The sequence below is a fragment of the Marinococcus salis genome, from assembly GCF_054971365.1.
In genome coordinates this window covers 52,868-66,089 of record NZ_JBQOJB010000009.1, presented here as the reverse complement: position 1 = coordinate 66,089, position 13,222 = coordinate 52,868, and the positions used below count along the sequence as shown (strand labels likewise).

General features: G+C 49.8%; 16 protein-coding genes and 1 pseudogene. 13 read left to right on the top strand and 4 right to left on the bottom strand.

From position 1 onward, the window contains the following. From ACTTK6_RS09765 to ACTTK6_RS09745, 5 genes are all read left to right on the top strand, one after another. The gene (locus tag ACTTK6_RS09765) at positions 1 to 1,734 is read left to right on the top strand and encodes an undecaprenyl diphosphate synthase family protein (protein ID WP_462833302.1); all 1,734 of its coding nucleotides are present in this window, start codon (positions 1 to 3) and stop codon (positions 1,732 to 1,734) included. Positions 1,735 to 1,826: 92 nt separating this feature from the next. Beyond that, entirely contained in the window at positions 1,827 to 2,198 is a 372-nt protein-coding gene (locus ACTTK6_RS09760; protein WP_462833301.1) for a hypothetical protein, read from the top strand. A 137-nt stretch (positions 2,199 to 2,335) separates the two neighbouring features. Then, a complete protein-coding gene (locus ACTTK6_RS09755; RefSeq protein ID WP_462833328.1) occupies positions 2,336 to 2,536 on the top strand; it encodes a putative motility protein in 201 nt (66 codons plus the stop codon). Between the two features lie 29 nt (positions 2,537 to 2,565). After that, complete coding sequence (locus ACTTK6_RS09750) at positions 2,566 to 2,919, top strand: flagellar protein FlaG (RefSeq protein ID WP_462833300.1); 354 nt, start codon at positions 2,566 to 2,568, stop codon at positions 2,917 to 2,919. A gap of 238 nt (positions 2,920 to 3,157) precedes the next feature. Beyond that, entirely contained in the window at positions 3,158 to 3,436 is a 279-nt protein-coding gene (locus ACTTK6_RS09745) for a hypothetical protein (RefSeq protein WP_462833299.1), read from the top strand. Positions 3,437 to 3,538: 102 nt separating this feature from the next. Here the strand turns inward: ACTTK6_RS09745 and ACTTK6_RS09740 are convergent, their stop codons facing one another. Continuing rightward, positions 3,539 to 3,754 carry a hypothetical protein gene (locus ACTTK6_RS09740; RefSeq protein WP_462833298.1) on the bottom strand — a complete coding sequence of 72 codons (216 nt, stop codon included), beginning with the start codon at positions 3,752 to 3,754 and terminating at the stop codon, positions 3,539 to 3,541. Positions 3,755 to 3,856: 102 nt separating this feature from the next. On the opposite strand from ACTTK6_RS09740, the gene ACTTK6_RS09735 reads away from it, so the two are divergent. The 4 genes from ACTTK6_RS09735 to dgoD all read left to right on the top strand — a co-directional run bounded on the left by ACTTK6_RS09735 (position 3,857) and on the right by dgoD (position 7,470). After that, positions 3,857 to 4,615, top strand: coding sequence for an IclR family transcriptional regulator (locus ACTTK6_RS09735; RefSeq protein WP_462833297.1), 759 nt, complete (start codon positions 3,857 to 3,859; stop codon positions 4,613 to 4,615). A gap of 127 nt (positions 4,616 to 4,742) precedes the next feature. Further along, positions 4,743 to 5,381: a bifunctional 4-hydroxy-2-oxoglutarate aldolase/2-dehydro-3-deoxy-phosphogluconate aldolase gene (locus tag ACTTK6_RS09730; RefSeq protein ID WP_462833296.1), complete on the top strand. Its 639-nt coding sequence runs from the start codon at positions 4,743 to 4,745 to the stop codon at positions 5,379 to 5,381. Next, positions 5,378 to 6,325 carry a 2-dehydro-3-deoxygalactonokinase gene (locus ACTTK6_RS09725; protein ID WP_462833295.1) on the top strand — a complete coding sequence of 316 codons (948 nt, stop codon included), beginning with the start codon at positions 5,378 to 5,380 and terminating at the stop codon, positions 6,323 to 6,325. Before ACTTK6_RS09730 ends, ACTTK6_RS09725 begins: the two co-directional genes overlap by 4 nt. Further along, complete coding sequence (gene dgoD / locus ACTTK6_RS09720; protein WP_462833294.1) at positions 6,322 to 7,470, top strand: galactonate dehydratase; 1,149 nt, start codon at positions 6,322 to 6,324, stop codon at positions 7,468 to 7,470. Before ACTTK6_RS09725 ends, dgoD begins: the two co-directional genes overlap by 4 nt. 37 nt (positions 7,471 to 7,507) lie before the next feature. Here dgoD and ACTTK6_RS09715 read toward each other — a convergent pair. The 3 genes and pseudogenes from ACTTK6_RS09715 to ACTTK6_RS09705 form a co-directional block, all read right to left on the bottom strand. Then, positions 7,508 to 8,332 (bottom strand): annotated as a pseudogene (locus ACTTK6_RS09715) (alpha/beta fold hydrolase). 6 nt (positions 8,333 to 8,338) lie between these two features. Continuing rightward, complete coding sequence (locus ACTTK6_RS09710; RefSeq protein ID WP_462833293.1) at positions 8,339 to 8,638, bottom strand: hypothetical protein; 300 nt, start codon at positions 8,636 to 8,638, stop codon at positions 8,339 to 8,341. A gap of 16 nt (positions 8,639 to 8,654) precedes the next feature. Further along, the gene (locus tag ACTTK6_RS09705) at positions 8,655 to 9,347 is read right to left on the bottom strand and encodes an aspartate/glutamate racemase family protein (protein ID WP_462833292.1); all 693 of its coding nucleotides are present in this window, start codon (positions 9,345 to 9,347) and stop codon (positions 8,655 to 8,657) included. Between the two features lie 559 nt (positions 9,348 to 9,906). On the opposite strand from ACTTK6_RS09705, the gene ACTTK6_RS09700 reads away from it, so the two are divergent. The 4 genes from ACTTK6_RS09700 to ACTTK6_RS09685 all read left to right on the top strand — a co-directional run bounded on the left by ACTTK6_RS09700 (position 9,907) and on the right by ACTTK6_RS09685 (position 13,212). Next, entirely contained in the window at positions 9,907 to 10,170 is a 264-nt protein-coding gene (locus tag ACTTK6_RS09700) for a hypothetical protein (protein ID WP_462833291.1), read from the top strand. 155 nt (positions 10,171 to 10,325) lie between these two features. Then, positions 10,326 to 10,895, top strand: coding sequence for a class I SAM-dependent methyltransferase (locus ACTTK6_RS09695; RefSeq protein WP_462833290.1), 570 nt, complete (start codon positions 10,326 to 10,328; stop codon positions 10,893 to 10,895). A 211-nt stretch (positions 10,896 to 11,106) separates the two neighbouring features. Then, a complete protein-coding gene (locus ACTTK6_RS09690; RefSeq protein WP_462833289.1) occupies positions 11,107 to 12,141 on the top strand; it encodes a LacI family DNA-binding transcriptional regulator in 1,035 nt (344 codons plus the stop codon). A gap of 57 nt (positions 12,142 to 12,198) precedes the next feature. Further along, positions 12,199 to 13,212, top strand: a complete 1,014-nt coding sequence (locus ACTTK6_RS09685; RefSeq protein WP_462833288.1) for a sugar kinase — start codon at positions 12,199 to 12,201, stop codon at positions 13,210 to 13,212. Positions 13,213 to 13,222 lie beyond the last annotated feature (10 nt).

The window sequence follows — 13,222 nt, the reverse complement described above, 5'->3', positions numbered from 1 at the left end:
ATGCTTGGTTTGCTTATCGTTGCTGTATTAGTGTGCATGGGGGTATATGGCGTATGGAGGTTCTGGCGGGAAGAGAGATTTTCCAGTAAGGTTGCAGCTATTCTTCCACCTGATTCACATCTCCAGTGGGAGATTTCTGCAAGTAATGCGAATAATAAACGGATAAACCATGAGCATATGCCAAGGTTCGTTAATGGATGGAAAGAAGCAGCAGGAATAGGGGCCGTAGGGGCTGCTCCGTCCACGTACTATTTGTCGCAGATTGATCCGACGGTCGTGGATGCTTTAGATTTCGCTTTTACAGAGGATTTATCAAACTTCAATTCGCTAACGGATCATATCGGCGATAAATACTTTGATGTGTTAAATGCGACGGGGGCAGACGGATGGATGACGAGGTTTGAAGGGTACGTCATGGAAATGCATTCCGTAGATGTACTAGAAGGTATGGGATATAAGGTAGAACTGCCAGATACAGCAAATCAGGAAGGGTGGGATGTGCTTCTGGACGGTGAACCATGGCAAATAAAAGGTGGCCAGTCTCCTGAAGTGATCGCCGCCCATTTCGAAAAATACCCGGATATTCCTGTGGTCACCAATGCTGATTTAGGGGCTTATTATGAAGGATATGACAACGTGATGGTACTAGATGATGTGTCCGCTGAAGCAATACATGAAATGGCGGAGGGGAGTTTAAATGCTGTGGACCAGCTTGATTCTACGATGGGAGTAGGTATTCCGGTTGTCAGTGTAATTATGTCTTCTTACCGGGAGGTGAAGCTTCATAGCCAAAAGAAAACGGATCTGGGCTCGTCTGTGAAAAATATAGGTCTTGATGCGGCAGGTGTCGGTGGGGGAGGTTTTGCCGGAGCACAAACAGGGGCGTTTATAGGTGCTGTTGGAGGGCCTGCAGGTGCTGCAGTCGGTGGCCTTATCGGAGGTGTCGTTGGTGCTATTGGAGGTAAGCTAGGCACAAATGCTGTAAAGGAAATGGCCATGAAAGAGGCATTTAATGATTATGAAGATAAAATTAATAAGGGCCAAGTTTTATTGGATCGAGAACAGAATAAAGAACAGTCAGCTTTAAAAGAAATGGTTACCGGGGTGAATCAGGATTTAAACCAGGCAAATGAAAAACTTCAGAAAGTATATAAGCAAAAATTTGAAAACCAGAAAAGCCACGTCGTGAAAAAGCAGCGTTTATTCCTGAAGGAAGTCCCGACTGTATTAAGTTCCATTAAACAGGAACTTTATGAAATCGAAAGAAAATTGGATGAGGGATACGAAGAACGTTCTTTTCTGAAAAAGTTAATTTTCCCAAGCTATGAAGACGTAGCTTACAGGAAAACAAAATTGTGGTTTAAAGAACGCTATATGATTCTGGACAGAGCGCTGACAAAATTTTCACAGGAAAAATGGAAGCAACCTGTTACGAACGAAGAAGTGCAAAGAATGTACACTGAGGCTGTTAATTTTTTGAAGTATCATGAAGTAAAGTCGCAGAACCTGGATAAAACCTTAGCGCACATTATTCAGGAAGCGGAGAAAGCAGATAATAACCGGGACCGAATGAAAAAAGATTTCTACCTTCACATTTTGCGTGCAGAAGAGATGATTAGAGGGGAAGCAAAACAGTCATTTAAAAGGTTAGCCGAAAAAGCTGTAATCGAAAAAGAACGAATCAGTAAAGCTTACGATAACTATATGTACGAGCGGGAGAAACTGGGGCGCTAATAATTATAATTTTGCGATTCAGGTCTCACTCCCCAGGATTTGTAGATTTCTACCGATAGAATATTAAATAAAATTTAGAAAGCAGGTAACCTATGGAAAACTATTTGGAAGTCATGAAACAGAATCTGAGCGTTATCGAAACAATGGTGGAAGGTTTAACTTATGTGCAAAAACGACTTAGTGAAAGAAGCTATCCGGAAGCCGTTCAGCTTATGGAAGATATGGTTATCGGTTTCACTGCAGTAGAGCGCTCGACCCGGCCGGTATTGAAAAATACCGAAAATACTGAGGTGGCGGAAAAATACTTTAACAACGTTCGTGCCAATTTAGACCTTGTTGTTACTCATTTAGAAAATCACTCATACGCCAGACTCCAAGAAGTTTTTCAATTTACATTAATCCCTAATGTAAAAAAACTGCAGCGCGAGCTGGAGCAGCTTTTCCAGCCGTACGTATTATCTTAAGCTCCAACACTACACTCCTGCGAATTTCTGCCGATACTATAAACAACTGAGGCAATCTTACACCATAAGACTATACATCCAGAGGTTCCGGCGCCCCGGGGCCTTTTTTATACTTTTTTAGGAAAGGAGGTGATGGTATCGATGTCGGCAGTGTTTCAATCATAAGCAGTCAATTGCAGGCGCAGCAACAGGCGAACATATCGCTCATGCGCCAGTCGATGGAAACGGCATCGAAGCAAAGCGCCGAGCTGCTCGATGACATGGCTGGCGGCAACCAGGCCGGGACCATGCAGAGCGTGGCATCCGGCAAAGGCCAGTCGATCGACGTAAAAGGATAGGGTTCATCCCAGGAGGAGGTAGGCGGGAGATGGATGTTTCTATTCGATCAGCCGGGGGCGAGGGAGCTTCGCCCAAGCGGGAAGCGGGCGTGATGGACGCGTCGAAAGTAACGCTGAACGAATTGGTGGCAGCAGAAACCAATTCCGCGCTTCACATAACAAAGAAGGAAGTGGAAAAAACAGTCGAAACGCTAAGTGCGATGCTCGATCCACATTTAACACGGTTGAAGTTCAACGTACACGAAGAGACCGATCGTGTGTATGTGCAGGTTATCGACCGCGAAACGGAGGAAGTCGTGCGGGAAATACCGCCAGAGTCACTTCTGGATTTTAACGCTTCAATCCTTCGCCAGGCCGGGCTGTTGGTAAACGAAAAAGGGTAAGTGAAAAGCGTCTTCCTTCGGGGAGGCGTTTGTCTAATGTAATGCGTTTATAAAATAACCTGGGCAAAAACAATCTGAATTTAAGCCGCTGTTTTATAAAAATTTAATATGAAGGTGCAATAATTATATTGTAATTTTCTGTAAGCCATTATATTATTTAAGTACAACTATTTTACTAATTTTTATATATTTTCTTTTTAAATTTTCTTTTTAAATTACTTTAAAGGAGGAAAAAACCATGGCTTTAGACAGAATAAGAAGAGTTGAGTCAAGGCGCGAAATGGAAAGCGTAACGGATGATTTTGTAACAATGGGATATGAAGTAATTTCTCGTGGAGAGTCGTCAATCAGAATGCGTCAGCATGGCGGCTGGGGTTCACTGGGTGGCCATTTGATTGTTGGCCTATTAACTGTCTGGTGGTCGTTTGGAATAGGGAATATAGTTTACGCGGTATATAAGCGGTATAGTGGAGAAAAGGTACTTCTTAAATTAGAAGAGCTAGATAAAGAAGCATAGAAGCTAGCCGAAAGTCCTTATTCTTTTAAATTGTTCAGAGTAGCTTTAATTAAAGTTAAGAGGCAAGTCGTCTGCGCCTACCCCTCGGGATAAGCGCTTTTTTTATTTCTCCTCCCGATATTTTCGAAACTTCCGCACGGAACCAACACAAAGAAGCAGGGCAATAGCTGATGCAACGCTTACCTTGCTTGCCATACTTGGGGGTTCGCCGGCGGAGAGACCGTTGATACCGATCAGCATCGCAAACATCATGGCAAAATTCCCGATAATACTCGCAACCAGATTCCAATGCTCATCCACAAACACACGGGAATACATACAAAAATCCTTTCCTTACTTTTCCATTTGTCGTGTAGTTTTATACTAACATACAGGGAAAATATGCTACGATGACAGCAGTACCGAAAGGAGGAAGGATGCATGAATACGAACGGAGTACAATCCGTCGACCGCGCCCTCCGGATTATCGACCTGCTCGCGGAAGCGCCGGAAGGGCTTGGCGTGACGGAGCTTTCGAACCGCCTGGACGTTGCCAAAAGCACAGTACACCGGCTGCTGGGTTCACTTCTGCAGAGGGGCTACGTGAAGCAGGGAAGCGAGCGCGATGTGTATACGCTCGGGTTCACATTCATGGAAATGGGTGAGCGGGTGGCGGAATCCATCGATGTGCGGAAAGCGGCGGGAGAAATCATTCATGATCTCGCGAAAGCCACCGCAAGCACCGTGCACCTCGTGCAGCTCGAAGGATCGCAGGTCGTCTACATCGATAAAGTGGAAACGTATGCGCGGCTGCGGCTGTTTTCGCGTGTCGGGCGCAAAGCACCGCTCTACTGCACCGGGGTCGGTAAAGCACTGCTGGCGTTTCAGCCCCTGCACGTGCAGGAAAAGCTGATAGATGAGCAAGAGATGGTCCGGCATACTCCGCATACGATTACGTCCAAAGAAGCGATGATGAACGAGCTGGAAAGAATCGCGCAGGAAGGCGTGTCCTACGACCGGGAGGAGCATGAATTAGGCATTCAGTGTGTGGCGGCTCCAGTATTTGATTTTCACCGGTGGGCGGTCGCGGCGATTAGTGTCACCATGCCTCATATGAACGCAGAGACAATGGACTGGGAAAAAACCGTGCAGCAGGTGCAGCGGGCGGCGACAGCCATATCACGCGAGCTTGGCCATTAAAAGAACGCTTTCAATCTGCCGCGCGGTCTGCTACACTATAAGCGATATATCCCATATGGGGATTTTCTTTTTATTCATAATACGGAACATTGTTCCTTAATAAGGAACAAAAGGAGGCCGCAGGCTGATGAGTATTATTCAGACGATTGAACAGGAAAAAATAGTACCGATTATCCGAAGCAACGATAAAACGCAGCTGCAGCAGGTGATTGAGTCCTTATATGCAGGCGGGGCACGCGTACTTGAAGTGACGATGAACACGCCGGGAGCGCTCGCGGCGATTGAATGGGCGAAGGCGACGCACAGTGATCTGCATATTGGCGCAGGCACGGTACTGGACGCTGAATCTGCGCGTACTGCCATTTTGTCCGGCGCAGAGTTTCTGCTCGCACCGACGCTTGACGCGAAAACCATCGAAACGGGCAGCCGCTACGGTGTTCCGGTCATTCCGGGGGTGCTCACCCCGACCGAAATTCTGCAGGCGACCGAGGCCGGAGCGGAAATGGTGAAAATTTTCCCAATCCGCGCACTCGGAGCGTCGTATTTGAAAGACGTTCAAGGTCCGTTTCCGCATGTGCGCGCAATGGCCGTTGGCGGGGTGTCAATCGACAACATGCAGCAATACCTGCAGCAGGGCTGGCACGCGGTCGGCGTCGGCAGCCAGGTGGTCGATCCGAAGGCAATGGAACGCGGGGATATGAAGCAGCTCACCCGCAATATGGAACAGGCCCGCGCCATCCTCCGTGAAGGCGGTGGAGACCAATGAACGTTATCGTCATTGATGGGGGGACCACCAATACGCGTCTCCGGGTCGTGGACGCCGAGACGCTCGAGGTCCAAAAGCGCATCTCGCTCGATCAGGGCGTGCGCAATCAGGCGATGGAGCAGGACTTTTCACTGCTCGAGCGGCTGATTGATAACGAGCTAGATACGCTGGCGGCACAGTTTACGTTCCGTGACGTGATCGGCTACGGGATGCTGACGGCGAACATTGGCATGCGCGAAGTGCCCCACGCCCCGTCGCCGCTTACGATGGAGGAGCTTGCTGCACAAACGGTGCATGAGCGCTACAACGCCCGGCGCTGGCACTGGATCACCGGCATGAAAAATGGCGAAGAGCCGGTTGACGTGATGCGCGGTGAAGAGGTTGAGGCGTTTGGCATGCTGCGCCATACACCGGCTGAAGGCAGCGGGCTAATTATCCTGCCGGGCTCGCATACGAAATACATCCGGGTCGAAGACGGCTCGCGGCTGCTCAGCTGCACGTCCACCCTGGCCGGCGAAACGCTCTCCGCACTTCGGACGTCCACGATTTTATCCGACTCGGTCGGGCCGAAGCTCGTGGAAGCGCTCGAGCCGGAGGTGCTGATGGAAGGCTGGGAGCTGGCGGAAACAGAAGGGTTCACGCGGGCGGCGTATTACGTACGTCTGCGCCATCTGTTTGCTGATTACACGGAAAACGCCCGGGCGAATCTCTTGCTCGGTGCGGTATTATATGAGGATATGAAAGCATTTGAACACGCCGCTGACGGCGCCGGCTGGCTGTATCTCGGCGGGCATGGTGCAATGCAGGAGGCGTACCGGCATGTGCTCGAGCAGAAGCAGGGGCGCCCGGTCCATGTCTTTACGAAACACGATCTTGAAAAAGCTTCGCTGCAGGGAGCCCTGCAACTGGCCAATCTGGAACAAACGAAAGGGGAATCCCGATGAAAATCCGATCCTACGAACTATTTCAGGTGCCGCCGCGGTGGCTGTTTTTAAAAATTACGACAGACGAAGGCCTGGAAGGCTGGGGCGAGCCGATTGTGGAAGGACGCGCAGCTTCGGTCAAGGCGGCTGTCGATGAACTGATGGAATACATGATCGGGGAGGATCCGATGCGGATCGAGGACCACTGGAACAAGCTGTACCGCTCCGGATTCTACCGCGGCGGACCGATTCACATGAGTGCGCTCGCCGGCATCGACCAGGCGCTCTGGGACATTAAAGGCAAGTACTACAATGCGCCAATTTATGACCTGATGGGCGGCGCCTGCCGTGACAATATTAACATTTACTCCTGGATCGGCGGTGACCGTCCGAGCGACGTCGGCGCAGCGGCGAAGGAAACCGTGGATTCCGGCTTCCGGGCAATTAAAATGAACGGCACGGAGGAAATGCAGTACATTGATTCGTTCGATAAAGTCGAAGAAGCGGTGGCGCGCGTAGCGGCTGTACGGGAAGCCGTGGGCACAGGCGTTGGCATCGGCATCGATTTTCACGGGCGGGTGCACCGGCCGATGGCGAAGGTGATTGCCAAAGAGCTCGAGCCGTATCATCCGATGTTTATCGAAGAGCCGGTGCTGACCGAAAACATGGAGGCGCTGCAGGAGCTGCGCCAGCATACGCACATTCCGATTGCGACCGGGGAGCGTATGTATTCGCGCTGGGATTTTAAGCATATTCTCGCGAACGGCTGGGTCGATATTATTCAGCCGGACCTCTCACACGCCGGCGGCATCACCGAAGGCAAAAAAATCGCGACGCTGGCAGAAGCATATGACGTGGCCCTGGCGCCGCACTGCCCGCTCGGCCCGATTGCGCTTGCAGCCTGCCTGCAGGTGGACGCGACAAGCCACAATGCCTTCATTCAGGAGCAGAGCCTCGGCATTCACTACAACCAGAGCAACGACCTGCTTGACTACATTGAAGACAAAAGCGTATTTGCCTACGAAGACGGCGCGGTGAAAATGCCGCAGGGGCCGGGTCTTGGCATTACGATCAACGAAGACTACGTGCGCGAGCGCGCCAAGGAAAGCCACAATTGGAAAAACCCAGTGTGGCGGCATAAAGACGGCACAATTGCCGAATGGTAACAAGAAATCCAGCATGCGCGAGGCGTGCTGGATATTTTTATTTCTCTCGTGAAAAGTCGCTGATACAGGCGAGCAGGTGTGTCGGTGCATCCTCCTGCACGAGGTGGCCGGCACCGGGAATAAGCTCCAGACGCGACCCCGGGATAGCCGCGTGCAGCGTATGGGCACGGTTGACCGGAATCCAGGCGTCATTTTCACCCCATACAATTAGGGCAGGGGCAGATACGTCCCCATAACGAGACTCGATGTCGTCAGTGTATTTTTGGTCGGCCTGGGCCATCTGCCGGTAAAAGGCGTTTTGACCCTCCGTGCCGAGCCACGGCGCTTTAATGCCTGCAAGCGTTTCCTCCGGCATCGGCTTATAGGCCGCACCCTGCACATAGGCCTCGACCATCGCTTCGTGGATAAAGTCCGGAATGCCCTGGAAGGCGTCCATATGATTGGACACGTGGATGAAAAACGAAGACCCCCACGGCGCCACGGCCACCGGGTCGACCAGAATCATTTGTTGAAAGGCGCGTCCGTTTAACAAATGAGCACGAAGTACGGTCGTACCGCCAAAGTCATGGCCGACGATAATGGGAGCGTCGAGGCCCCAGGCGTCCAGCAGTTCATCTAAAATCTGGTTCTGCACGCCGAGCTAGACGTCCTGGCCCTCCCGCTTTTCTGACTGTCCGTATCCGAGCAGGTCGTAGTAGTAGACGGTATACGAGCGAGCCAGGGCCGGAAGCAGGTGGCGCCAGTTAAACGACGACCACGGTGTACCGTGCACGAGCACGAGCGGCGGCCCGCTCCCCTGCACGTTATAGCGGACATTTCCATACGTAGTGCGGATTTCTTCGGTTAAGCTCCAGTGCTGCATAAACGTTCACTCCTTTGAAGTTTTTAACGCTTTACGAATGCCAAGGAGGCATACGCCGGATCCGGTGCCGAGCCACACCATCGCAGCAAGAAACGCGAAGCTGAGGGCGATCAAAGGGTCGGTAGCTTTCCACCAGCCGTACCCAGCTGCCCCTGCCGCACCCAGCAGCAGAAACGTACAGAAAACAGTCACGGCAAGTCCTGGATGCCGGCGATTTTGGGCGAGCATACGAATGAATACAACAAGAAATGCAGCTGCGAAAAAGACAGCGGCCATCACGCCGTAATGCTGAAACCATTCCATCATAATCCCTCCGTAATGGTTAGTGACTGAGCGCCTCGTTCACGGCTTCAAGCGCGTGGACACGGGTCGTATCGATCACCGAAAGTTCAGTGTCCTCCGAAGTGACCAGCATGCCAAGCTCCGTGCAGCCTAAAATAATACCTTCGGCTCCGGCTTGTTTGAGCTGTCCGATGACCCGGAGCATATAGCGTTTGGATTCCGGCCAGACCGTTCCGCGGCAGAGCTCCTCAAAGATAATGCGGTTGATCTCTGCGCGTGCTTCCGGATCGGGCACCGTCACCTCCAGGCCGCCTGCACGGAGTCCGTCGGTGTAAAACGGTTCCTCCATCGTATATTTAGTGCCAAGCAGGCCGACACGTGAAAGCTTTTGCCGGCGGATCTCCCGGACAGCTGCTTCAGCAATGGGCAGCACTGGGATATTTATGCAGCCTTCGATCGTTCCGATGACCTTGTGCATCGTGTTCGTGCAGAGCACGATAAAATCTGCGCCGCCGCGCTCAAGAGCCGCGGCCGCCTCTCCGAGCCGTTCTCCCGCTTCCTCCCAGCTGCCTGTGGCCTGGATCTGTTCAATTTCTTCAAAGTCAACGCTGTACATGAGGCACCGGGCCGAATGCAGCCGCCCAAGCCGTCGGTTTACCTCTTCATTAATCAGCTGGTAGTATAGCGCGGACGACTCCCAGCTCATGCCTCCGAGCAGCCCGATCATCTGCATGCTTTCCGTCTCCTTTCTGTCTAGTTGCTCACATCTGGTGTTATATGCTTATATTACCATTTTTATCATACTTCATTGGCATGACATAGTAACTGTGTTATGTTTAAAATACTAGACAATAGTTTTAGCATGAATTTGGTAACTGCATTTTAAGCTCAGGGTGGTTAACATTCTGGACAAAAGCGCCAGTTAATGTACTGCCAGTAAAGCGGCGTTAGTAGATGTATGAATGACGATATACGATAAAAGAAGGCATGAAAAGCTAGCACCTGCATGTTTGCGGCCGGAGCTTTGGTTCGTCATTAAAACAATTTTTAAATAATATCGAGCAGAAATCTTCAGACAGTCAGCGCTGATGGAGAAGCTGCAGAAGTCTATATTTCTGTGGTTTTTTGTATTTGTACGGATACAATGACACGAGGCCAGGTGCCGATGCACGAAATAATACGCGGCAAGTAGCTGAAAAGAAAATGCTTTTCGGCGCAGCCAGTACTAAGAAAGCTTCTTAGTACTGGCTTTTTATTTGCCGCTCCATATTTACAGAAAAGAGGCTGAAACAATGAACTCTCCCGCATTTGTTTACTGCTACAGTTCGAAGGAACGCGAAGTAATTGTCGGCCGGCGTGAGGACATGAACACAGAAGGGTGGAAACAACGGGGGTACACGGTTGTGGAATGCGGCGATACAGAAAAATTATACGAGAGCGTAAAAGGATTTAAAGCGAACGAATGGATTGTCACCATTATGTCGAATCCCTCGTTGTTCGAAAAGTTTTTGCATGAATCCTCTGATAGTAAAGCAGGCAAACAAAAAAACAGGTAATGCCCTTATAGAGACGCAGAGGAGCTGTCCCATTCAGTGGGCGGCTCTTTATGATGAGCAGGAATATGGACATGCGAAGCAGCCAGTGCTATATTTAATTAAAGATAATAAGAGTCTTTAATATCTTTGTTGTCTTCACAGAAAGGGGCAGAACGATGACATACCATCATCACTCATTCTCTGATAAACAGGCATATTTGGATGGAAAAGAAAGACGGGAAGCACTCCCGCCGGAAAAGGTGCTTGACCTTGTTACATTTGGTGATTCCGGCCGTGTGCTGGACTTAGGGGCCGGGACTGGATATTTAACTCTCCCTGCTGCAGAAAGAACAGAAGGAAGGGTTTATGCGCTGGACCGCGACCGGGAAATGCTCGAACTCATTGAAGCGAGGGCAGCCCAGGATTCACTCACCAACATACAGACCATAGAGGGAGAGATGAACCAGCTGCCGTTCGCTGAGGCTTCAGTCGAAGTGGTCCTGGCTTCGCTCGTGCTCCATGAAGCGCCGTCTCTTGCAACGGTGCTGGAGGAAGTGCAGCGGGTGCTCGTGCCGGGCGGCAGCCTGGTAATTGTTGAGCTGGAGGATAACTCCTCCCATGCACACAACGCTCCCCGCGTTTCCCCGGAACAGATGGAGGAGGCAGTCAGCCGCGTTGGGTTGCACGTAACTGGTCACTCATTTCCGGTATCCGGGTTTTACACAGTAACGGCTAAAAGAGCGTAGGAAAACAGTACTAATGTCTTTACTTCCATCGTGCCAAAGGGACGCTATCATAATCAAAAAGAAGGTAAATAAAGGGAGCTGTCTTCAAGAAAAGGCAGTTCCCTTTGGCTTAGACGAAAAATATTAGTCCAAATTTACAAAAAAATCTTGTAAAAAGAAAATGTGATCGTTTACAATAAATTTACTAAACCGATTTAGGAAGCTGGGGGATATGACAAAAAAACGCTCTTCTCATTTAACAATGTCAGATGTAGCTAAAAAAGCAAACGTTTCCAAAAGTACCGTTTCCCAGTATTTGAACGGCCGGTATGAATTTATGTCTAAGAAAACGAGAGACATGATTCAGCGGGTAATTGAAGAAACAGGGTACTCCCCTAATGTGGTTGCCAGAAGCCTGAAAGTGAAAAAAACATCAACCATTGGTGTTATTGTGGCAAATATACTTCATAAATTTTCTACGGAAATTATACGGGCAATTGAAGACGCTTGCATGGAGGCGGACGTGCACGTAATTGTTTGTAACGCTGACGACGATCCTGAAAAGGAACGAAAATATATTAAAGCATTAATGGCAAAACAGGTGGACGGATTTATCGTGTTTCCTACTGGGGACAATATTGATATGTATGAACTTCTGGAGGAAAGAAACATACCGCTTGTGTTTTTGGATCGGATCATTCCTGATTTAGCTGTTAATACGGTGTTGCTTGACAATTTTAAAGCGGTAGATACAGCTGTACAGGTCTTTGCCCAGGCTGGCCATACAAGAGTTGCCATCGTCACCATGCCGGCTACGGCTTATGTTACTCCCCGGCTTGAACGTATCGAAGGCTTTCGCATAAGTATGGAGCGGTACGGCCTGGAGATGCAGGAAAACCACATCATCGATCAACCTCTGGATAGAATTCAGCAGGAAGTGACTGGAATGATGAGCGGCCCGGCTCCGCCGACGGCGGTCCTTGCTGGTAATGACCTTGTTTTGTTGGAAATTTTAAATGAGTGCAAAAACAGCGGCCGCCACATTCCAGAAGAATTTAGTTTAATTAGCATTGATGATGTTTCCTACGCGAATGTATACCAGCCGTCTCTTACGGCCATAAAACAGCCAAGTGCAGAGATTGGAGAAAAGGGAGCGGAAATTTTGCTTCAAAAAATTCGTGGAGAAATTAATGATCAGCAGATTGTTCGAATGGCTCCTACGTTGATTGCCAGAGAGTCAGTGAAGGAATTAATAGAAGAAAACTAAAATTTTTTCTATTAAACTAAACCGATTTAGTTAATTTGTTCGATAAAGGAGAAAACAATGGGAAAAATTATGGCACTTGGAGAAATGATGATGCGCTTTTCTCCTCCCGGCACAGAAACACTAAAACAACATACGAGTCTCGAAACCTTCTACGGCGGGGCGGAAATTAACGTGGCCGTGGCATTAAGCAACCTCGGTACAGAAGCAGAAGTGATCACCGCGCTTCCCGATAATCCTGTAGGAGATGCAGCTCTGGCCTATCTGCGGAAGGAAGGCGTGCAAACAGGAGCTGTTCAGCGGGAAGGTAACCGGCTGGGAACGTACTTTGTGGAAAAAGGAACAGCCGAGCGCCCTTCGAAGATAACCTATGACAGGGCTTATTCTTCCTTTTCCCGGTGGAGCCCGCAGGAGACCATCAGTGACAACTGGTTTCAGGACTGCCAGATACTGCATATTTCGGGAATCACTCTGGCTATCAGCCAGGAGGCGCGCGAGACAGCGTACGCTCTTGCGAAAAAAGCAAAGGAATATGGAGTGCAAATCAGCTTTGACTTTAACTACCGGAGCAAGCTGTGGAGCATCGAGCAGGCCCGGGAAGCGTTTGAATACTTTCTTCCGATGGTGGATATATGCTTCGCCGGGGTGAAGGACCTTACGAACATTTTAAATTATAACGTCTCCGGTGATGCAGACCGGGAGGAAAAGGCGTACAGAGCCTTTATGCAGGATTACGGAATTACCTGGCTGGCTTCTTCGCGTCGCCGCCCATTCACCAATTTGCAGCACCAATTATCCGGGCTGCTGCTGCACGCTTCAGGCGGGCGTGCTGAAGCGCCGGTTTACGATGTGTCCGTTTATGACCGGATTGGCGGCGGCGATGCGTTTTCAGCCGGCATCCTGCACCAGATTCTGGAGTCCCCGGAAGCATCAAAGAATATGTCTGAAATGATTACATTTGCAGTAGCAGTTGGCGTACTCGCGCATACGGTGCCGGGAGATGCGTTCTGCTTACCTAAAGAAGACGTTAACGCTTTTCTAAACAGCCAACAAGGCAGCGATATAGCTCGTTGAAGGGAGAAAG

Coding starts and splice junctions, on each gene's coding strand:
- ACTTK6_RS09760 (WP_462833301.1), top strand. CDS start 1,827: ATGGAAAACTATTTGGAAGTCATGAAACAGAATCTGAGCGTTATCGAA.
- ACTTK6_RS09750 (WP_462833300.1), top strand. CDS start 2,566: ATGGATGTTTCTATTCGATCAGCCGGGGGCGAGGGAGCTTCGCCCAAG.
- ACTTK6_RS09730 (WP_462833296.1), top strand. CDS start 4,743: ATGAGTATTATTCAGACGATTGAACAGGAAAAAATAGTACCGATTATC.
- ACTTK6_RS09740 (WP_462833298.1), bottom strand. CDS start 3,754: ATGTATTCCCGTGTGTTTGTGGATGAGCATTGGAATCTGGTTGCGAGT.
- ACTTK6_RS09685 (WP_462833288.1), top strand. CDS start 12,199: ATGGGAAAAATTATGGCACTTGGAGAAATGATGATGCGCTTTTCTCCT.
- ACTTK6_RS09710 (WP_462833293.1), bottom strand. CDS start 8,638: ATGATGGAATGGTTTCAGCATTACGGCGTGATGGCCGCTGTCTTTTTC.
- ACTTK6_RS09735 (WP_462833297.1), top strand. CDS start 3,857: ATGAATACGAACGGAGTACAATCCGTCGACCGCGCCCTCCGGATTATC.
- ACTTK6_RS09690 (WP_462833289.1), top strand. CDS start 11,107: ATGACAAAAAAACGCTCTTCTCATTTAACAATGTCAGATGTAGCTAAA.
- ACTTK6_RS09765 (WP_462833302.1), top strand. CDS start 1: ATGCTTGGTTTGCTTATCGTTGCTGTATTAGTGTGCATGGGGGTATAT.
- ACTTK6_RS09695 (WP_462833290.1), top strand. CDS start 10,326: ATGACATACCATCATCACTCATTCTCTGATAAACAGGCATATTTGGAT.
- dgoD (WP_462833294.1), top strand. CDS start 6,322: ATGAAAATCCGATCCTACGAACTATTTCAGGTGCCGCCGCGGTGGCTG.
- ACTTK6_RS09745 (WP_462833299.1), top strand. CDS start 3,158: ATGGCTTTAGACAGAATAAGAAGAGTTGAGTCAAGGCGCGAAATGGAA.
- ACTTK6_RS09705 (WP_462833292.1), bottom strand. CDS start 9,347: ATGCAGATGATCGGGCTGCTCGGAGGCATGAGCTGGGAGTCGTCCGCG.
- ACTTK6_RS09725 (WP_462833295.1), top strand. CDS start 5,378: ATGAACGTTATCGTCATTGATGGGGGGACCACCAATACGCGTCTCCGG.
- ACTTK6_RS09700 (WP_462833291.1), top strand. CDS start 9,907: ATGAACTCTCCCGCATTTGTTTACTGCTACAGTTCGAAGGAACGCGAA.